This window comes from Tumebacillus amylolyticus (genome assembly GCF_016722965.1).
Taxonomy (GTDB): Bacteria; Bacillota; Bacilli; order Tumebacillales; family Tumebacillaceae; genus Tumebacillus; species Tumebacillus amylolyticus.
On record NZ_JAEQNB010000003.1, the window covers coordinates 135500 to 160455 of the forward strand.

Genomic DNA, 24956 nt, shown 5'->3' on the forward strand with positions numbered 1-24956 from the left:
CGTGCGATGAGTATCTATTATTACTCGTTTCGACTCGGGGAGTTATATGAAGCGATCGGGTCCAACGACAAGGGCCTGTTGCACAAGATACAACCTGCCTTGGAGCACGACCCGGAACTCTTGACGATCTGCCGCGCCGTCATCCAAGACGGCTTGCTCTACCATGAATTGTTCGCTGAAGACCTCTACAACGAAGCTTTGAACCAGATCGTGCAGGTGCTTCCGAGCTGCCGAAACTTTTTTGACGACAAAGACTATCAGATCGACTACCACGATGCGCTGTGCCGACTGCCCAAGAAGAGCTTGCTCAAACGCTATTGGGGTTATCTCACACACGGTCGCTACCTGTTCGACCATGGGATTTCCCCCATGACGATGATCCGCTACGGGTATTTGACCCAAGAGGAGTTGCCGCAGTTCTTGTCTCTCGTCGAGCAGGAGGGCGAGCGGTTGCCGTGGTACTTTTTCCAACATACGATTGACGCGATCCGCATGTCGCAGAGCGCTGGCGATGATCTCTATGTCGCGATCCATATCAAGGGACGGCGGTACCGTGTGATCCGACCGGGGGACTTGCAGAATCGCTAGTCCCTTTTTTTGTTGGATTTGGGCGCGTGGTGAATGGAGCAGGCGTCGGTGCATTCCGGAACTTTCAATCCCAGCCATTTGGAGAGCTTGAAGCGGTTGCGCGAGACCCAGTTATAGATGCGTTCGGACAGCCAGCCGATCGGCGGTATGTAGTAGAGTTTGGTCGGCCAGCGGTAGAGTTTGTGCAGTTGCATCACTTGCACGGCCGCTTCGGCCCCGCCGAAGACACGGCCGTTTTTGATGACGTGCATGCGGGCTTTGCATGCGTCCTCACGCAAGTCGGGATGGATTTCTGCGACATCGTTGTACGTGCGGAAGTCCACCGGCTCAATTTGCGTGCCGAACATCTCGAACAGTCGGAGCATCGTCGCTTGGCAGATGCCGCAGTGTCCGTCGAATACCACTTTCATAGGGATCAACTCCTAGGTAGGGCTTACTCCTAGCATAGCATAAAGGTTTTTTTGTGTTCGAAAAAAGATTGGAGTACAATAGAATTTGTGCCAAACCACTTGGAAAGACGGGGTAAAACACCATGCATGCAGAAAAAATCGGCCCATGGCTGGAGATTCGCGCCAAGGGTACACGTGTTGAGACCGAGCGGACGATGCTCTCGTTTTTGGAGGGTGAAGTCGGTTTGCCCCGCACGGTGATTGAACAACTCGCGCAGGACGAACGCCTCGCGCTGAATAAAGACCTTGCCTCACTCCACGATCCTGTTAAAACCGGCGACCGCGTGCGCTGTCTGCTGTTCCCGGACGAGCCGTATGGCATCGAACCGGAGATGCTGGATCTTGAGGTGCTTTACGAAGACGACCACTTGATTGTCGTGAACAAGCCCGTTGGGATGAAAGTCCATGCCAACGACGAAGGCGAGACAGGCTCGCTTTTGAATGCGCTGGCGTGGCATTTCCAGATGCAGGGCTTGGAGACGCGGGTCCGTCTGTTGCATCGTCTGGATCAAGAAACGTCGGGCGCGATCCTGTTTCCCAAACATGCGGTTGCGCAACGATTGCTCGACTCCATGCTCCAAGAGCGCGCGATCAAGCGCGAGTATTGGGCAGTGGTGCAAGGATACATACGGGTCAACCACGGCACCGTCGACGCCCCGATCGGCCGCGACCGCAACCATGCGACCCGCCGTCGCGTTTCGGCGACAGGGAAGCCCGCGCAGACCGATTTCCGCGTGGTGGAGCGCTTCGGCGCACAAGCGACGCTGGTGCAAGCCTCCTTGCGCACGGGGCGTACCCACCAGATTCGCGTGCATTTTGCCCATCTCGGACACCCGATTCTCGGCGACGAGCTGTATGGCGGGCGGACCGATTTGATTCAAAGACAAGCTCTGCACGCCAAGTTCCTCCGCTTCCCGCATCCGATTACGGGCGAAACGTTGGAAATTCAAGCGCCGGAGCCGGAAGACTTCGCTGACTTGCTACGGAAGGTGAAAGACCAATGAAAAAACGCTATCTCATCGTCTTGCTGATCGTCCTCCTCCCCATTCTGTTCGCTCTCATCGGCTACAACCATTTCACAGACTCCCCGCCGCGCAATCTCCCCTTGATTTCCGCTCTGCTCGTCAACCCGGCGACCATCGCGGTACTTGGCGGGATCATCGGCATTCTGCTGTACCAACAACGGGCGATGTATTGGGGAATGGTCACGATGTTCCTGTATTCGTACTTGGCGCTCGGCTTGGTATGGGGAGCGTTCAAGACCCAGGGAATTTTCAACAACGAAACCCTGACGACCGCCACGCTGTTGTCGGTCGTCGGGTTTGTCGCTTCGCTGTTCACGCTGTTGATCATGCGAGTCGTGCGCAAGACGCTCGACGCCGTGAACAACCCGCAACCGCTCCCGCCCATGCCCCCGTCGAAAAAAAGCAAGAAAAAGCCCCGGTCATAGACTGTGGGCTTTTTTTGTACCCCTGTGAAATTCCTGATAAAGACGCCCGCTCGTTTTTTTGCTATGCTAAACTTATAAGGAGGTGGACGGATTTGGTAAACTTCGAGCCCTTGGGTGAGCAGGCGGTGTTGGTTCGCTTGGGGATGGAGATTCGGGAAGAGACGTTCTATGAGGTGACGGCGCTGGCGGCGGAGCTGGAGGCGCGGCCGTTCCCGGGGATGTGGGAGATGATTCCGGCGTTCACGACGCTTACGGTGTTCTATCACCCGCACGTTTCGTCCTACGAGCAAGTTTGTTCCTATGTAGAAAAAGCGCTCCATTCCCGTCCCGCGAATTCTGCGCCGACTTCGCGTGTGGTCGAGATTCCCGTCTGCTATGGCGGGGAATTCGGGCCGGACTTGGAGTTTGTGGCGGAGCAAAACGGGCTGGATGTGCAAGAAGTCGTCAAGTTCCATACCAATGCGGAGTACCTTGTCTATATGATCGGTTTCGCACCCGGCTTCCCCTATCTGGGCGGGATGCCGGAAGAGATCGCGGCGCCGAGAAAATCGACCCCGCGCATCAAAATTCCGGCCGGATCGGTCGGCATAGCGGGCAAACAGACGGGCGTGTATCCATTGGAAACACCCGGCGGCTGGCAGATTATCGGGCAAACTCCCGTGCGATTGTTCCGTCCCGAGTCTGAGCGTCCGAGTTTGTTGCAAGGAGGCGACCGCGTGAAGTTTCGAGCGGTGACCGTGGACGAGTTTCAAGCTTGGCAAGAGGGCGAGACTCCATGAGCCTGCGCGTGCTGCGTGCGGGCCTGCTCACGACGGTGCAAGACTTAGGACGAACCGGGTTCCAGAACCAAGGTGTCGTGGTCAGCGGAGCCGTCGATGCGTTTGCCTTGCGAGTCGCCAACTTGCTCGTCGGCAATTCGGAGGGCGCGGCAGGGGTTGAAATCACAGTGCGCGGGCCACGGTTGGAATTTCTGAAGGATAGGCTCATCGCAGTATGTGGCGCTGATTTATCGCCCACGCTGAATGGTACTGCTGTGAAACTTTGGCGTCCCGTATCGGTTTCACGAGGCAGTATACTTGAATTCGGAGCGCCGCGTCTCGGATGCCGTGCCTATCTGGCGTTGGCCGGCGGGTTGGATGTGCCTGTAATTCTGGGGAGCAGAAGCACCTATCTGCGCGGCGGGCTAGGACGGGCAATGAAGGATGGCGATGTTGTCGGGACGGGTAGAGCGTCTGCGTGGGCATCACGAATGTTGCAAAAGCTCTCATCAAGTGATGCGAAGACGGCCTCTTGGTACCTCTCGCCCGCTCTCTTACCCCCTTATTCGCCGAGTCCCGTGCTGCGCGTGATCCCCGGCAACCAGTTTGAGACGTTCTCGCAGGCGTGCCGGGAACGTTTTTTTCAAAGCGCGTATTCCGTGACACCGCAATCGGATCGCATGGGCTGTCGGTTGGCAGGGACCCCGCTTGAGGTCGAGACAACTCAGGAGATGATCTCCGAAGCGGTGACGTTCGGCACCGTGCAAGTGCCTCCGCAGGGCCAGCCGATCCTCTTGCTTGCCGACCGCCAGACGACGGGGGGCTATCCCAAGATCGCACAGGTCGCGGCGGTAGACCTCCCGCTGGCTGCACAATTGAAGCCGGGAGACTCTGTGCGGTTTCAAGAAATCACCTTATCGGAAGCTCATGCCTTATTTCTCGCGAGGGAGGCCGCCCTGACTTCCTTGCGGTTTGCCTTGGCTCATTTCCATTAAAACATTGCCAACCGGAGGAGGACCACAAGCTATGTATCGTGTCGATTTGAATTGTGACTTGGGAGAAAGTTTCGGCGTGTATCCCTTGGGAAATGACGAAGAAATTCTGTCTGTCGTAACTTCGGCAAACATCGCCTGTGGCTACCACGCGGGCGACCCCGCCACGATGCGCCGCACCGTTCATATGGCCCTGCAACGAGGCGTCGGGATCGGTGCCCATCCCGGATTGCCTGACCTGGCAGGGTTTGGACGACGAAAGATGGACATCACGCCGCGTGAAGCGTATGACATGACCGTCTACCAAATCGGAGCACTCGGCGGTTTCGTTCGCGCCTGCGGGGCGAGCCTTCAACATGTCAAGCCGCACGGGGCGCTCTACAACATGGCTGCCGTCAACCGCAAACTTGCCGAAGCCATCGCCGAAGCGGTGTACGACCTCGACGGCAGCATGATGTTGTTCGGATTGGCGGGGAGCGAACTGGTCAAGGCGGCTGAACGCATCGGCTTGCAAACGGCGCATGAAGTGTTTGCCGACCGTACATACCAAGCGAACGGCACTCTCACGCCGCGCAGTCACCCCCATGCCTTGCTGACAGACCCCGAGCAATCGGTGGAGCAGGTCTTGCGCATGGTGATGGAAAGCAAAGTCCGCGCTCTCTCCGGCGAGGACGTCACCATCCAAGCCGACACGATCTGCCTCCACGGAGACGGCCCGCATGCGCTGGACTTCGCACGCCGAATTCGTGACCGGCTGGAAGCGGCAGACATTTTGGTGGAAGGATTTCGTATGCAAGAGATGTAAGCTGAAAAAAAGCATTCGCCCTCACGAGAGGGTGAATGCTTTTTTTACTTCCTCGATTTTGGCTCGGTACCGTTCCTTGTCCCAATTGTTGAAGGACGGGTGCGGAACGTCTGCGAGGAGTCGCCAGTTTGGAGAAGTGACCCCTGCGAGTTTGAAGTATTTCTGGGCGAAGGCTCCGCAGGGAACGAGGGTGAGGCGTCGATTCGTGAGAGCTTGCAGGCGGCTTCGAAGATTGTCCAAGATCAAGGTTTGGAGTTCGTCCCAGTCGGAGAGCTCTACGCCTTTTTTCCGACCGGCTCGCAAGCCTTCCAACGTCGGGAAAAAACCTCCGTACGCCTCGGGGCGCAACTGCGGGTATTTTTCATAAGCGGCTGTCTGCATGGGAATCGAGCAGACGTTCATCAATCCGATGCCATAGCGTTCAGGGTCCGACTTGACCACAGGGCCGAGTTTGTCGCTGACGCCGAGCAAGTGCTTCGCCATCGAACCGCCCGAGAGACCCGCGACAGGAACGCCGTGCAGAAGCTCTTGTGTGTGCGGGCTCTCCAAGAGGAACACCATGCGGGCGTTCTGTGGAATCAGGTCCGGCACGCGAAAGTCTCTCGCGACTTTCTCAAACATTTCAGTGAGCGTTATCATGCAGTCACTTCCCCGCTTTTTCCGCAACCATCGTGAACGTCTTGGGCAGTCCGATGTCGTCCACTTTTGTATTCGGCTCCTCACTGAGCACGCGAATCACCAGCCCCGCCTGAGCAAAAGCGGTGACGATTTCGCCGAGCGTCCATTTGCGATGGCGAACTTTCTTCAACTCACGGTTGTCGGGGAAGTGTTTGCTGTAGGCTACGTCCGCTTCTTCAAAGCCGCTTTCGAAGTAGTTGCCCGTGACTTTGTGCTTCTTGCCCTTCGACGTGATCAGCTTCGTGGAAATCGGGTGGAAATCGTGCAAGACAAATCTCCCGCCCGGCTTCAACAGTTCACGAACCACAACCCCCAGCGGCAACAGGTCAATGAAGTAATGCAGGATGCCCAACTCCATCAACACCACGTCATACTCCCCGCTCAATTCCTCAGCAGGCAAATCCAGCACGTCGGACACGACGTACTTCAGCTCCACGCCCGCTTCACGCGCAACATCGAGCGCGTAGGCGGCGTTTTCACGGGAGATGTCCATCACGGCGGCATCGGCTCCGAGCAATGCCATCGCGACTCCTTTTGCACCGTGGGAGCCGAGCAGGTTGACCGCTTTTTTCCCCTTGAGATCGCCGAGATACTCGTTCAGCGGTGAGAGGCGGGCTTCCGGGTCTTTTTTGATCCAAGCGGCGGCTGTTGCCGGCGTTCCGTAGCGGTGAACCCAAGCGTCGTACGTGCTTTGGTTCCACGCTTCTTCATTGATCCGGCTGTGCTCTCTCTGCAAGTTGCGCAGGAACGTCGTGATCTTCGCCGTGCGCGGGTCATCCGGCCCCCACTCGCGACGGTAGAAGTCGAACGACTTGGCGTACAGTTTGCGCCCGTCGTGGACGACGCTCCAGCGGTCAATGTTGGTGACAATCACCGTGTTGTAGCGGCAGAGTATCTCAACCGATACGCCGTCGAGTGTGAAGGACAGGCTTGACCAGCCCTTGCCTTCGTCCTCCCGCGGGTCGTACTTCGTAAACAGGTCTCGTGCGTCCGGAAACTGATCCCATTGAATCTCAATGGTGAGTTTCGCGGGCAGAATCCCCTCCACACCTTGCGCCCACAGTGCGGACTCTTCTACCAACATATACGAAATGCTCGCGGCTTCCAGTTCGGAGACGAGCGTATGTACCAACGGCCATTGTATTTCTGCCATGAGTGCGGTCACCTCAAATTCGATCTTTTTTCACCTTGCCTTAGCTTACCCGAACTTGGGTACTTGCACAAGAATAGGCAAATCGGAAATATTCCTGTTTACAAAGCACCGCCTCTTCCAGTATGCTACAAACAACGCAAATCAAAATCATTCTTATCTAGGAGGTCGCTTCCTCATATGAATAGATGGAAAAAAGTCATCAGCCTCTTGGCGTTGACCGCTCTGCTTGCAACCGGCTGTACCACCTCGACAGATGCCAAAGCCTCACATAAGTTGAAGATCGTCACCACCTTCTACCCGATGTACGACTTCGCCAAGCATGTCGCAGGAGATCGCGCCGATGTGACGCTGTTGATCCCCGCCAACGTCGAGCCGCACGACTGGGAGCCGACGCCCCAAGATTTGATCAAAATTCAAAATGCGGACGTCTTCGTCTACAACGGAGCCGGGCTCGAAGGCTGGGTGGACAAAACACTTCAGAGCTTGCATCGCGACAATTTGAAAGTTGTAGAAGCCTCCAAAGGATTGCCGCTTCTCGATGGTCAAGAGCAAGAGGAGCATACGGACAGATCCGACGAGCATCCGATGGACCCACACGTCTGGCTCGACCCCGTGCTGGCTCAACAACAGGTCAAAGTCATCCAGCAAGCCCTGTCCGATCTCGATCCCGCCAACGCCGCGCACTACCAAGACGATGCCGGTTCGTACATCCGTCAACTACAGGACGTCGACAACGCCTACCGTGATGTGACGAGCAACGCCCCCCGCAAGGATTTCGTCACGTCCCACTCGGCATTCGGCTATTTGGCGAAACGCTACGGCCTTGAACAGATTCCGATCTCAGGCTTGAACCCAGACATCGAACCGACCACGACACAGGTAGCGGATGTGGTCAAGATCGCGAGAGACCGCAAAACTCCGGTCATCTACTTCGAATCTCTCGTCTCTCCGAAAATCGCCGAGATGGTCGCACAGGAGATTGGATGCGAAACCGCCGTGCTCGACCCTTTAGAAGGCTTGTCCGAAGAAGAGCAGGCGCAACACATGGATTATGTGACGGTGATGGAACGCAACTTGGAAGCGCTGAAAAAATCACTCTTGATCCCGCCGAGGTGAGCGAGACTCCCCGGTGCCGACACAATCTCTTGCATTCTCTCGCTCCTCTAGCCTATGATAATAAGAAATACGTAAGATAAAGGAGTAGATTAAATTGAAACTGCAAGGCAAAACCGCCATCGTCACCGGCGGCGGTCGCGGCATCGGAGCCTCCACCGCCAAGGAACTCGCCGCACAGGGCGCAAACGTCATCGTCAACTACGTCGGCAACGCGGCGGCCGCCGCAGAGGTTGTCGAAGAAATCAAAAAAGCCGGCGGTCACGCTCACGCCGTCCAAGCCAACGTCACCGTGGAAGCGGACGTTCAAAAACTTATCGACGAAACTCTCACCCACTTTGGACGCCTCGACATCCTCGTCAGCAACGCCAACATGAATTTCGTCCGCAAGCCGCTCGAAGACATGACCTGGGACGAGTTCTCCGACAAACTGAACAACGAGCTGAAAGCCGCGTTCCTCCTGACCAAAGCCGTCCTCCCGGTTATGAAAGAACAACGGTCCGGCCGTCTCATCTATATCACCAGCGGCCAAGGCAAAAACGTCACCCCGGGCTTCATCGCACACGGCACCGCCAAGTCCGGTCTGAACTCCTTCGTGCGCTACGTCGCCAAGGAAGTCGGCCCCTACGGCATCACCGCCAACAACGTGGCACCCGGCCTGATCGAAACGGACGCAACTTCGTTCTACACCGACGAAGCCCGCCAAGCGATCGCCGCAAACATTCCGCTCGGCCGTCTCGGTCAGCCGGATGATCTCTCGAAAGTCATCGCGTTCCTCGCCAGCGACGATTCGAAATACATGACGGGATCTTACACCAGCGTCAACGGCGGATCGTTGATGGATCTGTAAGGAGAAAGCCAACTCTTCAATGGAAGAGTTGGCTTTTTTTGTTGACAGAGTTCTACGAAACGTATAATATTTCGTATGCGAAGGATTCGTACTCAAAAAGTTCTTATTCGAAACGTTCTTAAAGAGGAGAGAAACAAAATGACCGCTCAAAGCTTTCGTCGCATCATCATTCTCAACATCGTCCTGCTGATCGTCTTGGTCGGCGGCGGATTCGCCGGGTATTATTTCTACAATCAATCGGTGAACTACTTATCCACAGACAATGCCAAAGTCGACGGTCAATCCGTCTCCATCGCTCCGCCAGTTGCAGGCAAACTCGTCGAATGGAACGGCGAGCTCGGCAAGTCCTACTCGGCCGGTGAAAAAATCGGCGCCGTTGAAACTGCTCAGGGTCGTGTCGACATCACCGTACCGGAATCGGTCACCATCGTCACGCAAAGCGCTGTCAAAAACTCCTTCGTCGCAGCCGGCATGCCGCTTGCGTACGCGTTCAACCTCGACCAACTGCATGTGACCGCAAACGTCAAGGAAACCGACATCAACGACGTCAAAGCGGGTCAAGAAGTTGATGTGTACGTCGATGCGTACAACGGCACCACCTTGAAGGGCAAAGTCAGCACCGTCGGTTTGGCGACGGCGAACACGTTCTCGCTGCTGCCAAGCTCCAACACCACCGGCAACTACACCAAAGTGACGCAAGTTATCCCGGTCACGATCACACTCGACGGCTACAAAGGGCTCGATCTTGCGCCCGGTATGAACACGACCGTTCGCATCCACAAATAGAGGCGGGTGAACTCAATGTCCGCATTTCTAATCGGATACGGCGCGTTTGCCGTGTTCGTCCTCTTGGCGGCAAACCTGCTCGTCCGCCGAAAAAGCGCAAACGCACAGGTCTCAAAAATGGACGAGCCCGAAGCTGAATCGCAGTCTCTGCAAGCTTCGCAATCTGTTCAGGACCCTCCTGTCGAGAAGGCCTCAACTTCGACAGGCACGATCGACCGAGCATCCCTGCCTATCGGGAAAATCCTCGCTGTGCTCCTGCTCGGCGGGTTCGTCTCGATCTTGAACCAATCTCTGCTCAATATCGCATTGCCGCATATGATGAACGACCTCGGCGTCTCCGCCACGACGATTCAATGGCTGATCACCGGCTACATGCTGATGAACGGCGTCACCATTCCGTTGACGTCCTACTTGATTCGTCGATACGGTACGCGCAATCTGTTCATCGCCGCCATCTCCCTGTTTACACTCGGCGCGTTGATCTGCGCCGTTTCACCTGGCTTTACGATCATGCTGATCGGTCGATTCGTACAAGCAGCGGGTGCGGGCTGTATCATGCCGTTGATGATGACCGTATTTCTCACCGTATTCCCGCCCGAACGTCGCGGTGTCGCGATGGGGGTTATGGGCATCGTCATGATCTTCGCTCCGGCGATCGGTCCGACCCTCGCCGGCTGGCTCGTTCAGAACTACTCGTGGCGTCTCTTGTTCATCCTCGTCATTCCGATCGGGCTGATCGACCTGTTCTTGGCGATTGCTTGGCTGCGTGACGTCACAGAGCGCGCCAAGGACAAGTTCGACGCACCGGGCTTTGTCTTCTCCACCCTCGGCTTCGGCGGCTTGCTCTACGGCTTCTCCAAAGCAGGTTCGGCAGGCTGGTCCTCTTGGGAAGTCACCCTGCCGATTACCGTCGGGATCATCTCTCTGATTCTGTTCGTCTGGCGGGAACTGACCGCTGAGCAACCGATGCTCGACCTGCGCCCGTTCCGCTACGGCGTGTTCACGTTGACAGTCACCGTCTCTTCGCTGATGTACATGTCGATGATGGCGGCGATGGTCCTCCTGCCGCTCTACTTGCAAAACATCCGCGGGTTCTCGCCGGTCGAATCCGGCCTCCTGCTCTTGCCGGGCGCCGTGCTGATGGGCGTGTTCTCACCGATTGCCGGCGGCTTGCTCAACCGAATCGGTGCTCGACCCTTGGTCGTCGCCGGTCTGTTGATCTCCGTGATCACAACGTGGCAATTCACCCATCTCTCAGCCGACACTTCCTACAGCCATGTCTTGTTCGTCAACTGCATTCGCATGATCGGGCTTGCGCTGATGATGATGACCTGTACGACGGAAGGGTTGAACCAACTACCGGCGCGCTACAACAGCCACGGTACGGCGATCTCCAACACCATGCAACAAGTGGCAGGCTCGCTTGGCACGGCGTTGCTCGTCACCGTCATGTCCAACCGCAGCCTCTTCCACACGGCGGCGTACTCCAACGAGCTCACTTCAACGAACCCGATCCTGGTCCAGCAGTTCACTCAGATGGGCAAGACGATGTCGAGTGTGGTGTACGGGCTCGTTGTAAAAAACTCCACCATTCAAGGCATCAACGACGCATTTGTAGTCGGGACCGGTATGACGGCCGTTGCGCTGGTATTTGCAGTCTTCATCCGCCGTCGCAGCATCCCGAAAAGCACCATCCCGGAAGTTGCTTCACCGCCCGTAGAGCGGTATCATGAAGCGTAACAGCTCCTACTGGGAGGCTTTGCGATGATCAAGATCCCCAACTTAGAAAATATCAAGGCCGTCTCCATTCCTTTGCGCGACTTCAACAAGGAAGTGTACAAGCTGATTGGACAGGACGCCGAACGCGTCGGCATCACCACACAGCAGTTGATCGTCCTGTTTGAAGTCGCCAACAACCCGCTTGGCGGTCTGGAACAACTCTCCGAAACGATGCAACTCTCCGCGAGCACGCTCAGCGGAATCGTCGACCGTCTGGTCAAAACCGAACTTTTGGTTCGGGAACGCTCCGAACGCGACCGCCGCCATTTGGAACTGCGCATCTCCCCGGCGGGAGGCGAGCGAGTCCGTGAAGCGTTCAACCCGGAAACGTCGGTGTTCTTGCAACGTATGTCGTTCGCGTTGCAATTGCCGGAGGAAGATTTGCAGACCATGATGCGTGTTCAACGCCAAATGCTCGCCCGAATCCGTGGTGAGGACGAGACGACACCGTCAAAATGAGTCGGATGCCCAGAGCAAGACGGACAAGGGACTCGTAGGATATCATAAATCCTATGAGAAAGGAGGAGCATGTTCGATATGGCTCTCTCTCCTTGCCAGCTTCGCAAACACATCGGTCGCCACGTGTGCTTGACCTGTCATGACGGCACCCGCCATTATGGGGTTCTCCACAGCGTGACTCACGATGGTGTCTACCTGCAACGCCAACCCTACAGTGGCGTTGCAGGCCGCACCGACGAACTGACCGTACAACACGCCGACGGCCATCAACCAATCGAAGGGGAGGCGGTATTCTTCCCGCTTCTGTTCCTTCCATTTGTCGCTCTTGCAACGGCAGCCGCGTTTTCCCCTTGGGGGTACGGCGGCTACTACTGGTAATCAGAAAAAACCGTCTCCGGTCATGGAGGCGGTTTTTTTCGTGTTGATGTATGAAAATTCGTTCCCGATTGTAAGTGATTAGTGATAGAATATAAGTGTATAAAAAAATGAGGAGATGGATATGAAACGATTGCATGTATCTGCCCTCGTGGGACTGACGCTTCTCCTCAGCGGATGCGGAACCACCTCGACAACCTCGTCTCCCCTCGTGGACACAGGTACCATTTATCCCCTGACCCTTGACCGCGCCGTGAATGTGCGGTTTCTCTCCACCGGCGCTCTAACGCTGGACGATTCGACCGAAGTGCCACCCGCATTTGGAGATGTACAACGATTTGGGATGTTCGAGACCATCCCGCAACATGTGGACCATTCCTTTCAAACCATCCGTCTGTTGAGAATGATCTACCTCCCCACCCCGGACGATTCCTTGAATCTGGAGTGCAGCACCTCCGTGGACGGACGGACGTGGACCGAGTACCGACAGATTCAACCCGACGCGCTCTTGCTCCAACTCAGCACGCCCGCCTCTTGGATTCGCTTCCGAGGCACGCTGCTGGCGACGACAACGGAGAAATCGCCGGAGCTGCGGATGTTCGGTGTTTCCTTTCCATGAAAAAACAATCCTGCCTCAAGACGAGGCAGGATTGTTTTTTTCCGTCTCCCGGAAGATGACGTGCTCCAACAGCAGACAGAGGATCAACCCGACGAGCAGGCCGTTGGCCACCACGCTTCGAAGCCACGGAGCGAGTGAGGCGAATGCGGACGGCGGGAGGAACATCACGCCGACGCCGACCATCAGAGAGAGCCCGATAACGAGCAAATTCCGCTGGCTGGGAATCAGCGACATGAGATCGCGCACCCCAAAGCCCATCATCTGCGCAAACGGCACAAACAACGCCGCATACGCCACTTCCGACGGCAACGTCGCAAAAAAGTTCCCGACCAGCGGGAAAAACCCACTGACCAACACCAACGTCGCCCCGATCAGAAACGGACGCTTCGAACGAATGCCCGTCGTCGAGATGAAGCCCGCCGAAACGGACAGCGGCACGGGGCCGATACACGAGAGCAATCCCGAGAGGACCGCGCCAATCCCGTTGCCAAGCAAACCACGACGATAGGTGTCCGCCGTCACGTCCACACCCAGCGTACGTGCCACGACGAGGATGGAAGCGACAACGTTGGAGATCAGAATCAGCCCGGTCAGGACCGATGTCAGGACGATCCCTGTGTCCCAAGCCGGCATCCCCCAGTCGAAGGCTTTCGGCAACGCAAACCACGGGGTGGGTTCGGCGTTGGTGTTTGACGGAATCAAGCCGAAAATCGCAAACAGAATCCAACCCGATCCGATGCCGATCAACGGGCCCATGCTCCTCCAAAGCCCGCGTCCCTTGAGCGAGAGGATCAGCACCAGCAAGATGACGATCAGCGACAACACCGCCACTTCTCCATCGATTTCTCCCGTTCGGGTGACGCCGAGCATGCCTTTGAAGAACGAGCCCGTCAGCGAGACGACGAGCAAGATGAGATAGACCCCGGTGACCAGAGGTGTGAACAACTCGCGAAGCCGTGCCATGATCGGCAAGAGGCTCAGGATGACGAGCACAACGCCCGACGCCAGCAAGCCCATCTCCAATTGTTGCAGCACCGCGCCTTTATCTCCCGAAGTCGCAACCGCCGCCAACGTCAAGAACAGCGCCCACCACATACCGGCCGCTCCTTCAAGCAGCGGCAAGCGGTGGCCGAAGAACAACTGGAACAGCGTCACGCCGCCGCTGACGAGCAACATCCGCTGCACCAGCGAGGACACATCGCCTGTCGACAGATCAAACGCCGCTCCGACGACAATGGGAGCTGCAATCGTGTTGGCGAGCAAGAAAACCATCCACTGCACGCTTTGCAACCAGAGTAACGGACCTTGGGGGTGTTTTTCTAAGGTGTCTTTCATTGGGTTCTCCCCCTCCTTTTTTCTCTACTTCTTGCTGTAGGTTTCGAGCCATATAAGAAATTCAGCCAACGTGACGAATTGGTGCTGCGGTTGGGGTTGGCCCTCCGGCCACGGGTGACAACCGCGCCGCCAAACGGGGGTGATGCCCGCAAATTCTGCGCCGCCGACATCGTTGCGCGGATGGTCGCCGACATAGATCACTTCCTCCGCCGCAAGTCCCAACGCTTCGAGCGACAGCAGGAAAATCAACGGTTCAGGCTTCTCATACCCGACTTCCTCCGAAATCAACACCACGTCAAAAAAATCGCGGATGCCGAGCAGATCGATTTTTGCATTCTGACGTTGGCTTTGCCCGTTCGTGATCAGCCCGAGCCGATATCCTCGCACGGTGAGTTGGTTCAACATCGTGAACAGCCCCGCCATCGGCTGAACCACTTGCGGAAACACGCGGTTCCAATGCTCGATCAACATGTCCTCCGTGGGTCGATCCGTCCACGGCAACGCGTTCAGCAGATCCTGGAACTTATCACGTCCCCGATACCCGCCGCCGTCTGTCTCCACGATCACCCGCGCAATTTCGTCCACCGTCAGTTCGAGCAGGAGATGGCCGAAGTCTTCGCGGAACTTCTCGGCGTACTTCGGCATCGTCGCCATGCGGTCAACCAGCGTGTCGTCGAGGTCGAACAGAATTGCTTGCAACGCCATGTTTTTCCCTCCAAAAAAGCCGCCGGTCGCTTCCGCCCCGACGGCTTCTCCATTTCTTACAGCTGTTTCATCGCCTCGCGGGACGCTTCCAACGTGCGGTCGAGATCCGCATCGGTGTGTGCCAGCGAGAGGAAGCCCGCTTCCAACTGCGACGGCGCGAGATAGACACCGCGCTCCAGCATCAGCGAGAAGTACTTCGCGTATCGTTCCAAGTTAGCTTGCTTTGCCGTGTCGTAGTCCACGACTTCCTGCTCGGCGAAGAACGTGCCCATCATCCCGCCGACATACGCGCCGGTCACCGGGATGCCAAGTTCCTTGCCCGTTGCGAGGAAGCCTTCTACGAGACGCTTGCCCATCGCTTCCAGACGATCATACGCGCCAGGTTCGCCGAGCATTTTCAGCGTGGTGTAGCCTGCGATCATCGCCAGCGGATTGCCGGACAGGGTGCCCGCTTGGTAGATCGGGCCAGCCGGTGCGATCATGTCCATGATCTCGCGCTTGCCGCCGTATGCGCCGACCGGCAGACCGCCGCCGATGACTTTGCCGAGCGTGGTCAGGTCCGGCTCGATGTTGTAGAGTGCTTGAACACCGCCGTATGCTGCACGGAAGCCCGTCATGACTTCGTCAAAGATCAACAACGCGCCGTATTGCTTGGTGATCTCGCGGACTTGTTGCAAGTAGCCGTCACGCGGCTTCACGAGACCCATGTTGCCGGCGATCGGCTCCAAGATGACCGCTGCGATGTCATCGCCGAACTTTTCGAACGCGAGTTTCAAGCTCTCGACATCGTTGTACGGAACGGTCAGCGTGTTCGTCGCGACAGCCTCCGGAACGCCGGGAGAATCCGGCAAGCCGAGGGTGGCAACGCCGGAGCCCGCTTTGATCAGCAGAGAGTCGGCATGACCGTGGTAGCATCCTTCGAACTTGACGATCTTGGAGCGCTTGGTGTAGCCGCGTGCGAGACGCAGTGCAGACATCGTCGCTTCCGTACCGGAGTTGACCATACGAACCACTTCAACGGACGGCATGATCTCGGTGACCAGTTGCGCCATTTCCGTTTCCAACAGGGTCGGTGCGCCAAACGAAGTGCCGCGCAGTGCGTACTCGCTGATCGCATGCACAACTTCCGGATGAGCGTGACCGAGGATCAACGGGCCCCAAGAGAGGCAGTAGTCGATGTATTCGTTTCCGTCGATGTCGTACATCTTCGAGCCGGACCCGCGCTCGATGAACACCGGAGTGCCTCCGACAGCGCGGAATGCGCGCACCGGAGAGTTGACGCCGCCCGGGATGATTTTTTTCGCTTCGGCGAATGCCGCTTCAGAACGAATGTAGCCTTTGTGCATCAGAGTCACCTCGTGGGGAATTAGTTGCCTTCTTTCAGATAGCGTGCCACGTCTTTGGCAAAGTAGGTCATGATGATGTCGGCACCGGCGCGCTTCATGCCGAGCAGGGTTTCCATGACGATGGCTTTTTCATCAACCCAACCGTTTTGTGCAGCCGCTTTGATCATCGCGTACTCGCCCGAGACGTTGTACGCCACAATCGGCAAGTCATAGCGGTCGCGCAGTTGACGCAGAATGTCGAGGTACGCAAGCGCCGGTTTGACCATGAGGAAGTCGGCTCCTTCGACCACATCGGAATCTGCTTCACGCAGCGCTTCACGGGAGTTCGCCGGGTCCATTTGGTAGGTCTTGCGGTCACCGAACGCCGGAGCGGAGTGTGCCGCTTCACGGAACGGACCGTAGTACGCAGACGCATACTTCACGGAGTAGGACATGATCGGGATGTCGGTGTAGCCGTTCTCATCAAGCAAGTGACGGATGGCGGCGATCCGGCCGTCCATCATGTCGGACGGTGCGACGATGTCGGCGCCCGCTTGGACGTGCGACAGCGCGGTTTTGGCGATCAATTCCAAAGACGGGTCGTTGAGGATGTTCCCGCTCTCTGCGTCCACGATGCCGCAATGACCCGCCGGGTTGTATTGGCAGAGGCAGACGTCGGTGATGACGACGAGGTCCGGGTGGTCCGCTTTGATCATGCGAATCGCTTGTTGGACGATGCCGTTCTCCGAATAGGCTTCCGAAGAGCACTCGTCTTTGTGCGACGGAACGCCGAACAAGATCACAGACGGGATGCCGAGGTCGACGACCTCTTGGATTTCAATTTTCAGTTTGTCGAGCGAGAAATGATACACGCCCGGCATCGAGCGAATTTCTTGCTTGATGCCTTCGCCTTCGACAGCGAAAACCGGATAGAGCATGTCGTTGACAGACAGGTGATTCTCGCGCACCATCGCGCGGATGCCGGCGCTGCGACGCAGGCGGCGGTGACGTTGGAAGTCGAACAGGTTCATGTGTCAGTCCCTCCTAAGGTGTCGGACAAGCGCTTCGACAAGTCCGAGAATTGTATAGTCTGCGGGCATGACGTCTACGGTGAGGCCGTTTTTCTCCACCGTATCGGCGGTAATCGGGCCGATGGCGGCGAGCGTGACGCCCGCGAGCAGGTCGTGGATCGGGTAGTCCTTGAGCGCGTTGAGGAAGTTGGTCACGGTGGACGAGGAAGTGAAAGTGACGGCTTGAATCTCCTTGCTTTCCAGTCGTTTCACCAAGTCGGATGCATCCTCTGTAACGGGCAGGGTGCGGTAGGCTTCCACTTCTGTGACGTGTAGGCCCAAGTTCCGCAGTGCCTGCGGGAGTTGCTTGCGCGCGAGGTTGGCGCGCGGCAGGAGAATTTTTTGCCCGGCCTGCGTATGCGTGGTCAAAGTGTTGGCCAGCCCTTCGCCGACGAATTCTCCGGCCAGAGCGTGAACGGTCAGTCCTTGCTGTTCCACGAGCGCGGCGGTTTTGGGGCCGACGGCGGCGATTTTCACGCTCTGCATCGCCTGGGTTGTCCGACCCGACGACTGCAACCGCTCGAAAAACATCTCCACTCCGTTAGGCGACGTGAATGCCACCCAGTCGTACGTTTCCACACTATGTATAGCGGCATCGAGTGGCCTGAGATCCTCCGGCCACTCGATGCGAATCACCGGGAACTCATAGGTAGAGCCCCCGAGATCTTCAATTCGTCGGCAAAGTTCACTCGCCTGTGCCCGCGAGCGTGTGACCACGACGCGTTTGCCTTGCAGCGGCTTCATTAGGCGTTCAGCTCCTCGCGAACTTGGGCGAGGATGGCGCCGGCACCTTTTTCGATCAGACGATCTGCAATGAGAGTGCCAAGTGCAACCGGATCATGACCCGTCGCGCTCTCCCGCAATAGAATGGAACCGTCTGCCGAACCGACGATGCCCGTCAAACGCAGTTCGTCGTCGCCGATGAACTCCGCATACGCTCCGATTGGAATCTGGCAACCTCCGTTCAACTTACCGAGCACCGTGCGTTCTGCAGTGATGATCTTGCGGGTCGCCGGATCTTCCAGCACGGACAGCAGTTGGCGGACATCTTCGTCCTTGGATCGGCACTCAATCGCGAGAGCACCTTGCCCAACAGCCGGAATGCACAGTTCCGGAGACAATCGCTCCGTGATCTTGTCTCCCCAGCCCATGCGTTCCAACCCGGCCGCCGCCAAGACGATGGCGTCGAGTTGCTGCTCTTCCAATTTTGCGAGGCGGGTGTTGATGTTGCCGCGCAGAGAGACGATCTCCAAGTCCGGGCGCGCCGCTCGCAATTGCGCAGAGCGACGAAGCGACGAGGTGCCGACTTTCGCCCCGATCGGCAAGTCTTCAAACTTCGAGCCGTTGCGGGAGATCAGCACGTCACGCGGGTCTTCACGGTGCGTGATCGCGACGATCATCAGCCCTTCCGGCATTTCGTTGGGCATATCTTTCAGGCTGTGGACCGCAAAGTCGACCGTGCCGTCATACATCGCCTGTTCCAGTTCTTTTGTAAAAAGGCCCTTGCCCCCGACTTTCGAGAGCGTGACATCGAGGATGCGGTCACCCTTGGTGACGATTTGCTCCATGCCGATTTCAAGCTCCGGATAGTGTTTGCGCAGTTGAGCCAATACCCATTCCGTCTGCGTCAGTGCGAGCGGGCTCTTGCGAGTCCCGACGACGATTGACTTCATATCTCGTGTCCTCCTAAGCAGTCTTCCACCAGCCGCCGGGCCTCTTCCCCTCGCCCGTCGCGCAGGAGCGTCAACAGCTCCGACTCGGCTAGAATCTGCAAGATCTTCGTACGTCGCCTCTCATCTCTTACTGTGCCCAGCAAAAGCTGGCGAATCTCTGCCATTTCATCCAAAAATGCGGCATATTCAAAGCCAAAATGTTCTTCCAACTCCCGGCGGATGCGTTTGGCCACTGCCGGTGCTGCTCCGCCGGTCGAGACGGCCACTTGCAAACGGCCCCGTCTGACCAGCGCCGGGACGGTAAAGTTTCCGATGCTCTGGTCATTGACGACGTTGCACAATCTCCCCGACGCTTCGGCTTCTTCGTAGACGTGTCGGTTCAACTCTTTGGAATCTGTCGCTGCAATGACCAAAAAAGAACGAGTGGCATCCCCTTCTCGGTAGGCCCTCGCTTCCCACTTCAGTGTACCAGTTTCTGCATGAGCGGCTATGACATCCGTCACAGTTGGCGAAACGACCGTCACGTCCGCCCCACAATCGAGAAGCCCGGTGATCTTGCGTTCCGCCACCGGGCCCCCTCCGACGACGAGACACCGCCGCCCTGTCAGATTCAAAAAAACTCCGTAGGAGTTCATCTCCACCACCTACCAGCGGTGGAAGCCGGAGAAAAACGTCCCGACAAACAGATAGTTGACGACAACCAGCGAGAACGACGCGACGTTCCACCAAGCCAGCTTCCGTCCCGACCAGCCGAATGAATTTCGCAAATACAACCAGCCGACGTAGAAGCCGAGCAACACGATGGAAACCAACGGCTTGGCGTCGAACACCAACACCGAGCCGAACATCTTGTAGTACCAGTTCACCCCGAGAATCAACGCCAGCAACAACATCGGGAAGCCGACGATGATCAGACGGTACGTGAACGCATCGAGTTTATCAAGCGCCGGGAGACGGCGGAACCACGAGTTCCAACGCTTTTCCTTGAGCATCTTGGACTGGATCAGGTACATGATCGAGAAGATGAACGACAGCGAGAACGCCGCATAACTCAGGAACGCCAACGTGATATGGATGATCAACAGGTTCCCCTGCAATCCTTCGCCGACAACGCTTGAAGCGCCCTCTCCCGTAAATAAATCAAACACAACCATCGCAAACCCGATGACGTTTGTGAAAAACGCAAACAGGTCGATTTTGTAAAAATAATTGATGACCAGCGAAAACGTGATCAACAACCAAGAGAAAAACAGCGTCGTCTCAAACGTGGTCATCAGAGGCACATAGTGAACCTCTGTCATCCGCGTTAGGAAGAAGGACGTTTGCAAGCCCCAGACGACCGCCAAGAATCCATACGCGATGCGGTTGAGAACCTGCTTATGAGTAACAAAATCGGCAAAGTACAAGACGATGCAAACCGCATACAAAAACGTCATGAGGTCATAGAGAAGAACACTTCTTGGCATGGTGCACGTTCCTCCTTTCCACGAAAGGCATGAGCTCTAGTGCGTCCCCCAGCGACCGCGCAATCCCATGGTGCGGGTTGCGGCGGGCGCTTCCTCTTGACGGGTTTGCTCCAGTTGCTTCGTGACCGCCACTTTCGCCGCGGCGTTGGCGTTCAAACCGATGGCTTGTACCATCGGAGTTGCTTCTTTGACAGGTTGAGCGGTTCCCGCAGACTGGCCGTTTGCGGGCTTTTGCGGGCTCTGCTTGTCAGAGTCCTTTTTGCCTGCGGGTTCGTCCACCGTGTTCTCCAGTCCGAAGATGCGGGCGAACACCTCCAGGTACATGTCCGCTTCCTTCTCCGCCGCCATCTCTTTGACTTGCGTGATCGGACCGTGAATCATCTGGTTGATCAGCGCGGTGGTCAGCTTGTTGACGGTGTGGATGTCTTTGTCTGTCAGACCCGGCACTTTGTTCACCAAGTTCTGCATCAGTTGCGCTTGGTTCGCCATCGCCGATTCACGGAGTTTCATGATCAGCGGCTTGGCGTTCTGTTCGTTCTGCCATTGACGGAACGCGATCATTTCCTCGGCAATAATGCCTTCGACTTTCTCCGCTTCCTTGGCGCGTTCCTTCATGTTGACCGCGATGACGCCCTCCAGATCGTCGATGTCGTAGAGGAACACGTTGTCCACTTTGCACATCTCCGGATCGAGGTCACGAGGCACCGCGATGTCGATCAAGAACAGCGGGCGGTGACGGCGCGCTTTCATCGTCGCTTGGACGTGCGCTTTGGTCACGACATAGCCTTCTGCCCCTGTTGAGGACACGACGATGTCCGCTTCCTTGAGCGCCAAATCCAGCGAGTTCATGTCGAGCGCTTTGCCGTTGAACTTGTCGGCCAACTCCTTCGCACGCTGGTACGTGCGGTTGACGACGATGACCCGAGTGGCCCCGTTGGCGTTCAAGTGTTTCGCGGTCAGTTCCGACATCTTGCCCGCCCCGATGACGAGCACCGTTTTGTGATCGAGCGACTCGAAAATTTTCTTGGCCAGCTCCACCGCCGCATACGAGACCGACACGGCGTTCTCGCCGATTTTCGTTTCGTTGTGCGCACGCTTCGCCACGGTGACGGAGCGTTTGAACAAGTTGTTGAACACCGGACCGGTGGCCCCAATTTCCTGCGAGAACAAAAAGCCCGAGCGGACTTGGCCGAGAATTTGCGTTTCCCCAAGCACCATCGAGTCCAGTCCCGCTGTCACACGGAACAGGTGACGAATCGCCGCATTCTCACCGTATTGGTACAGATGCGGCAAAAACTTCGCGCGCGGCACACCCGAGAGCTCCGCGAGGAAACCGTGAATTGCTTCTTCCCCGCCGGCGCGTTCTTCTGCGACTGCGTAGATTTCCGTGCGGTTGCAGGTGGACACCAGCACGACTTCGTGCAGATCGCCGGACGCGCGCAACTTCGACAGCGCCCCATCCAATTGCGATTCCTGCAGGGCGAATCGTTCGCGGATCTCGACAGGGGCCGAACGGTAATTCAGACCCACGACCATGATGTACATCCCTTCTCACTCCCCTATCTCATGAACCATTCAAAACGCCCTCTATATCAAAGTAAGATTGCGTACGTATCGAATTCCGAACGGTCAAACATCCTCATTATACCATAGGCTGTCCCAAAACCGCCGACGAAATTTGACAAGAGTATGTCAGCTTCGACATTCACCGTGACAACAGCCCATGCATAACATGCTAACACAAAACACTCCCAAGGGGGTTTTCCCATGAAGCATTGGCAAAAAGTTGCGGTCGCAACTTCCCTTGGCGCGATGCTGTTTACGTTGACAGCATGCGGAGGTGACAGCTCCAAGACCGACAACGGAAAAACGGAAACCGTCCGTGTGACCGAAGTCATCCGCTCGATCTTCTACGCGCCGCAGTACGTGGCGATTGAAAAAGGCTACTTCAAAGACCAAGGCCTCGACGTCCAACTCGACACCGCATGGGGCGGTGACAAAGCGGCCACCCGTGTGCTAGCCGACCAAGACGAAGTCGCCCTCGTCGGCGCCGAAACGACGATCTTCGTTCAACAACAAGGCTCACCGGACGCCCTCGTCTCATTCGCCCAAGCCACCCAGCGCGACGGTTCCTTCCTCGTCGCCCGCCAGAACGTCACGAACTTCGACTGGTCTCAACTCAAAGGCAAGTCCCTGCTCGGCTCTCGCGCCGGCTCCATGCCGGAGATGGTCTCCGAATACGTTCAGAAGCAACACGGCATCAAGCCGCTGACCGACAACCAAATCATCCAAAACATCGCGTTTGACAACCAAGCGGCAGCGTTTGCCTCGGGCACGGGGGACTTTTTCCAAGCGTTTGAACCGGCTGCTTCTCTCTTGGAGAAACAAGGCCAAGGCCACGTCGTCGCGTCGTTTGGCCAAGACAGCGGCAAATTGCCGTACACCGTCTTCATGGCCAAAGCCAGTTACTTGAAGTCTCATCCGGAAACGGCACAAAAATTCACCAACGCGGTGCAAAAAGCCCAAACCTACCTGCACAGCACCGCACCCGAAGAGATCGCCCAAGTGATCAAGCCGTACTTCACCGACGTGGACCAAGACATCCTCGTGCGCGTGGTTCAGCGCTACCAAAACTCCGACGCTTGGCCGACCGATACGCTGATCGACCAACAAGAGTTTGACAACATGAAAAAAATCATGCAAGACGCAGGCCAACTTCAGCAAGACGTCCCGTATGAAAAAGTCGTCCAACCAAGCTTCGCAGAAAAAGCCAAGCAAAACTAGGGGCTTGCTCACAAAAAAAGGCCCCTGTCCATGTAGGTCAGGGGCTTTCAAAGAAAAAGGAGAGGAGAAATATGGGTTTTCATCCCTATCTTCTCCGACTTCCCCACCCTTTATACCTCAAACGTTCAGAGGAAGGTGAAAAACATGACGGCCATCTCCTTCGAAGGCGTCAACCAGACGTACATGACCAAGTCCGGCGAGACCACCGCCTTGCAAGAGATCTGGCTGGACATCCAGGAGGGTGAACTGATCGGACTCGTCGGACCCAGCGGCTGCGGCAAATCAACGTTGCTCTCGCTGATCGCCGGGCTCCTCAAACCGACCAACGGCACCGTACAACTCTTCGGCAAAAAAGTCGCAGGTCCGTCTCCGGACTGCGGCTACATGTTTCAACAGGACTACCTCCTGCCTTGGCGCACGATCCTCGACAACGTGCTCATCGGCCCCGAGATCACCGGCACCGTTACCCCCGCACTTCGTCAGCGAGCCCTGCACCTGCTCGACGAACTCGGGCTTTCCGACACGGCGTCCAAACACCCGCATCAACTCTCCGGCGGCATGCGCCAACGCGTGGCGTTGGGGCGGACGCTTTTAACGGAACCTCGGGTCGTGTTGCTCGATGAACCGTTCTCCGCGCTGGATTATCAGATCAAGTTGCAGTTGGAGGACCTGATTGCAGAGACTCTGAAAGCTCGCAACCTGACCGGCGTGCTCGTCACGCACGACCTCGGCGAAGCGGTGGCGATGTGCGACCGCATCGTGGTGCTCTCCAACCGCCCCGGCCGCATCAAGCGCGTGTTGGAAGTTCCACACTCCATTCGCGAGCTCTCTCCCTTGGAAGCTCGGGAGAACGCGGAATTTCACAACCTCTTCCGCATGATCTGGGGGGATCTCCAAGATGAATACTAAAACGCCGGAGTACAAAAAATTTCTGCAAGGGCAACGCAAACGAACCTGGCTTGTGTTCACCGTGCAACTGTTGATCTTGATCGCGTTGCTCGCCTTCTGGGAGATTGGAGCGCGACAGAACTGGATCAACCCGTTTATTTTCTCCATGCCGTCAAAGATCTGGGCGCAATTCCTCACCATGCTTCACGATGGAACGCTTCTCCACCACACTTGGATCACCGTCTACGAAACGTTGGTCGGCTTCCTGCTTGGCACCATCGCCGGAACTTTGCTCGCCATGGTGCTGTGGGGATCAAACTTCCTCGCCCGGGTGCTCGATCCGTACATCGTCATCTTCAACTCCATGCCCAAAGTCGCGCTCGGGCCGATTTTCATCGTCGCGTTCGGGCAGGGGTTCCTGTCGATTCTGATGATGGCACTGGCGATCTCCGTCGTCATTACGACCATCGTCGTTTACACGGCGTTTCGCGACGTCGATCCAAACATGATCAAACTCGTCCGCACCTACGGGGGGTCGAAGCGGCAGGTCTTCCAGAAAGTCGTGTTCCCCGCATCTCTCCCGGCCATCCTCTCCACACTCAAAGTTAACGTCGGGCTTGCTTGGATCGGCGTGATCGTCGGCGAATTTCTCGTGGCCAAAGCGGGTCTCGGATATCTGATCATCTACGGCTTTCAAGTGTTCAACCTCACGCTCGTCATGCTCTCGCTGTTCGTCATCCTCCTCGTCTCCACCGTGATGTACCATGCCGTTTCTCTCTTGGAAAAACGTTCATTGAAATGGAAGGATTAGGCGATTACAATGGAGCTATCTCGTGTAGAAAATTGAGGTGAACAC

At 56.8% G+C, this 24956-nt stretch carries 28 protein-coding genes; 16 read left to right on the forward strand and 12 right to left on the reverse strand.

Annotated elements, in window-relative coordinates; translation table 11 throughout:
- Window positions 1-6 precede the first annotated feature (6 nt).
- Window positions 7-588: a hypothetical protein gene (locus JJB07_RS10625; protein ID WP_201634785.1), complete on the forward strand. Its 582-nt coding sequence runs from the start codon at window positions 7-9 to the stop codon at window positions 586-588.
- On the opposite strand, the gene JJB07_RS10630 is transcribed toward JJB07_RS10625, so the two are convergent.
- Window positions 585-998, reverse strand: coding sequence for a thiol-disulfide oxidoreductase DCC family protein (locus JJB07_RS10630; protein WP_201634787.1), 414 nt, complete (start codon window positions 996-998; stop codon window positions 585-587). The genes JJB07_RS10625 and JJB07_RS10630 overlap by 4 nt on opposite strands.
- 122 nt (window positions 999-1120) lie before the next feature.
- On the opposite strand from JJB07_RS10630, the gene JJB07_RS10635 reads away from it, so the two are divergent.
- The 5 genes from JJB07_RS10635 (at window position 1121) to JJB07_RS10650 (ending at window position 5042) form a co-directional block, all read left to right on the forward strand.
- Window positions 1121-2041 (forward strand): RluA family pseudouridine synthase, encoded by a 921-nt coding sequence (locus JJB07_RS10635; protein WP_201634789.1) that lies wholly within the window; start codon window positions 1121-1123, stop codon window positions 2039-2041.
- Window positions 2038-2487: a hypothetical protein gene (locus JJB07_RS24000; protein WP_236588009.1), complete on the forward strand. Its 450-nt coding sequence runs from the start codon at window positions 2038-2040 to the stop codon at window positions 2485-2487. Before JJB07_RS10635 ends, JJB07_RS24000 begins: the two co-directional genes overlap by 4 nt.
- A gap of 92 nt (window positions 2488-2579) precedes the next feature.
- Window positions 2580-3266 (forward strand): 5-oxoprolinase subunit PxpB, encoded by a 687-nt coding sequence (pxpB, locus tag JJB07_RS24005; protein ID WP_283809102.1) that lies wholly within the window; start codon window positions 2580-2582, stop codon window positions 3264-3266.
- On the forward strand, window positions 3263-4240 hold the full coding sequence (locus JJB07_RS10645; RefSeq protein WP_201634793.1) for a 5-oxoprolinase subunit C family protein: 978 nt from the start codon (window positions 3263-3265) through the stop codon (window positions 4238-4240). Before pxpB ends, JJB07_RS10645 begins: the two co-directional genes overlap by 4 nt.
- A gap of 31 nt (window positions 4241-4271) precedes the next feature.
- Window positions 4272-5042 carry a LamB/YcsF family protein gene (locus JJB07_RS10650; protein WP_201634795.1) on the forward strand — a complete coding sequence of 257 codons (771 nt, stop codon included), beginning with the start codon at window positions 4272-4274 and terminating at the stop codon, window positions 5040-5042.
- 21 nt (window positions 5043-5063) lie between these two features.
- On the opposite strand, the gene JJB07_RS10655 is transcribed toward JJB07_RS10650, so the two are convergent.
- Window positions 5064-5681 carry a uracil-DNA glycosylase family protein gene (locus JJB07_RS10655; RefSeq protein ID WP_201634797.1) on the reverse strand — a complete coding sequence of 206 codons (618 nt, stop codon included), beginning with the start codon at window positions 5679-5681 and terminating at the stop codon, window positions 5064-5066.
- A 4-nt stretch (window positions 5682-5685) separates the two neighbouring features.
- Window positions 5686-6873, reverse strand: coding sequence for a class I SAM-dependent methyltransferase (locus JJB07_RS10660; protein ID WP_236588010.1), 1188 nt, complete (start codon window positions 6871-6873; stop codon window positions 5686-5688).
- Between the two features lie 177 nt (window positions 6874-7050).
- On the opposite strand from JJB07_RS10660, the gene JJB07_RS10665 reads away from it, so the two are divergent.
- The 7 genes from JJB07_RS10665 to JJB07_RS10695 all read left to right on the forward strand — a co-directional run bounded on the left by JJB07_RS10665 (window position 7051) and on the right by JJB07_RS10695 (window position 12854).
- Window positions 7051-7989, forward strand: coding sequence for a metal ABC transporter substrate-binding protein (locus JJB07_RS10665; protein WP_201634799.1), 939 nt, complete (start codon window positions 7051-7053; stop codon window positions 7987-7989).
- Between the two features lie 94 nt (window positions 7990-8083).
- On the forward strand, window positions 8084-8836 hold the full coding sequence (locus tag JJB07_RS10670; protein ID WP_236588011.1) for an SDR family NAD(P)-dependent oxidoreductase: 753 nt from the start codon (window positions 8084-8086) through the stop codon (window positions 8834-8836).
- A gap of 138 nt (window positions 8837-8974) precedes the next feature.
- On the forward strand, window positions 8975-9622 hold the full coding sequence (locus JJB07_RS10675; RefSeq protein WP_201634801.1) for an HlyD family secretion protein: 648 nt from the start codon (window positions 8975-8977) through the stop codon (window positions 9620-9622).
- A gap of 15 nt (window positions 9623-9637) precedes the next feature.
- Complete coding sequence (locus tag JJB07_RS10680; RefSeq protein ID WP_201634803.1) at window positions 9638-11362, forward strand: DHA2 family efflux MFS transporter permease subunit; 1725 nt, start codon at window positions 9638-9640, stop codon at window positions 11360-11362.
- 24 nt (window positions 11363-11386) lie between these two features.
- A complete protein-coding gene (locus tag JJB07_RS10685) occupies window positions 11387-11860 on the forward strand; it encodes a MarR family winged helix-turn-helix transcriptional regulator (protein WP_201634805.1) in 474 nt (157 codons plus the stop codon).
- Window positions 11861-11938: 78 nt separating this feature from the next.
- Window positions 11939-12238 (forward strand): hypothetical protein, encoded by a 300-nt coding sequence (locus tag JJB07_RS10690; protein WP_201634807.1) that lies wholly within the window; start codon window positions 11939-11941, stop codon window positions 12236-12238.
- A gap of 121 nt (window positions 12239-12359) precedes the next feature.
- Window positions 12360-12854 carry a hypothetical protein gene (locus JJB07_RS10695; RefSeq protein ID WP_201634809.1) on the forward strand — a complete coding sequence of 165 codons (495 nt, stop codon included), beginning with the start codon at window positions 12360-12362 and terminating at the stop codon, window positions 12852-12854.
- 15 nt (window positions 12855-12869) lie between these two features.
- Here JJB07_RS10695 and JJB07_RS10700 read toward each other — a convergent pair whose 3' ends face one another.
- Genes JJB07_RS10700 through hemA form a run of 9 tightly spaced genes read right to left on the reverse strand, consistent with a single transcriptional unit; the run spans window position 12870 to window position 21973 of the window.
- Window positions 12870-14189 carry a purine/pyrimidine permease gene (locus tag JJB07_RS10700; protein ID WP_201634811.1) on the reverse strand — a complete coding sequence of 440 codons (1320 nt, stop codon included), beginning with the start codon at window positions 14187-14189 and terminating at the stop codon, window positions 12870-12872.
- A gap of 24 nt (window positions 14190-14213) precedes the next feature.
- Window positions 14214-14894 carry an HAD family hydrolase gene (locus JJB07_RS10705; RefSeq protein ID WP_201634813.1) on the reverse strand — a complete coding sequence of 227 codons (681 nt, stop codon included), beginning with the start codon at window positions 14892-14894 and terminating at the stop codon, window positions 14214-14216.
- 56 nt (window positions 14895-14950) lie between these two features.
- Window positions 14951-16240, reverse strand: coding sequence for a glutamate-1-semialdehyde 2,1-aminomutase (hemL, locus tag JJB07_RS10710; protein ID WP_201634815.1), 1290 nt, complete (start codon window positions 16238-16240; stop codon window positions 14951-14953).
- A gap of 20 nt (window positions 16241-16260) precedes the next feature.
- A complete protein-coding gene (gene hemB, locus JJB07_RS10715; RefSeq protein WP_201634817.1) occupies window positions 16261-17250 on the reverse strand; it encodes a porphobilinogen synthase in 990 nt (329 codons plus the stop codon).
- Window positions 17251-17253: 3 nt separating this feature from the next.
- On the reverse strand, window positions 17254-18033 hold the full coding sequence (locus JJB07_RS10720; RefSeq protein WP_201634818.1) for a uroporphyrinogen-III synthase: 780 nt from the start codon (window positions 18031-18033) through the stop codon (window positions 17254-17256).
- A complete protein-coding gene (hemC, locus tag JJB07_RS10725; RefSeq protein WP_201634821.1) occupies window positions 18033-18962 on the reverse strand; it encodes a hydroxymethylbilane synthase in 930 nt (309 codons plus the stop codon). Before hemC ends, JJB07_RS10720 begins: the two co-directional genes overlap by 1 nt.
- The gene (locus JJB07_RS10730; protein WP_201634823.1) at window positions 18959-19597 is read right to left on the reverse strand and encodes a precorrin-2 dehydrogenase/sirohydrochlorin ferrochelatase family protein; all 639 of its coding nucleotides are present in this window, start codon (window positions 19595-19597) and stop codon (window positions 18959-18961) included. The genes hemC and JJB07_RS10730 overlap by 4 nt, the downstream gene beginning before the upstream one ends.
- 9 nt (window positions 19598-19606) lie before the next feature.
- Complete coding sequence (locus tag JJB07_RS10735; protein WP_201634825.1) at window positions 19607-20428, reverse strand: cytochrome C assembly family protein; 822 nt, start codon at window positions 20426-20428, stop codon at window positions 19607-19609.
- Between the two features lie 36 nt (window positions 20429-20464).
- The gene (gene hemA, locus JJB07_RS10740; RefSeq protein ID WP_201634827.1) at window positions 20465-21973 is read right to left on the reverse strand and encodes a glutamyl-tRNA reductase; all 1509 of its coding nucleotides are present in this window, start codon (window positions 21971-21973) and stop codon (window positions 20465-20467) included.
- Window positions 21974-22195: 222 nt separating this feature from the next.
- Between hemA and JJB07_RS10745 the strand changes: the two genes are divergently transcribed.
- The 3 genes from JJB07_RS10745 to JJB07_RS10755 all read left to right on the forward strand — a co-directional run bounded on the left by JJB07_RS10745 (window position 22196) and on the right by JJB07_RS10755 (window position 24911).
- Complete coding sequence (locus tag JJB07_RS10745) at window positions 22196-23212, forward strand: ABC transporter substrate-binding protein (RefSeq protein ID WP_201634829.1); 1017 nt, start codon at window positions 22196-22198, stop codon at window positions 23210-23212.
- Between the two features lie 144 nt (window positions 23213-23356).
- The gene (locus JJB07_RS10750; RefSeq protein ID WP_201634831.1) at window positions 23357-24121 is read left to right on the forward strand and encodes an ABC transporter ATP-binding protein; all 765 of its coding nucleotides are present in this window, start codon (window positions 23357-23359) and stop codon (window positions 24119-24121) included.
- A complete protein-coding gene (locus tag JJB07_RS10755; RefSeq protein WP_201634833.1) occupies window positions 24111-24911 on the forward strand; it encodes an ABC transporter permease in 801 nt (266 codons plus the stop codon). The genes JJB07_RS10750 and JJB07_RS10755 overlap by 11 nt, the downstream gene beginning before the upstream one ends.
- Window positions 24912-24956: the final 45 nt, after the last annotated feature.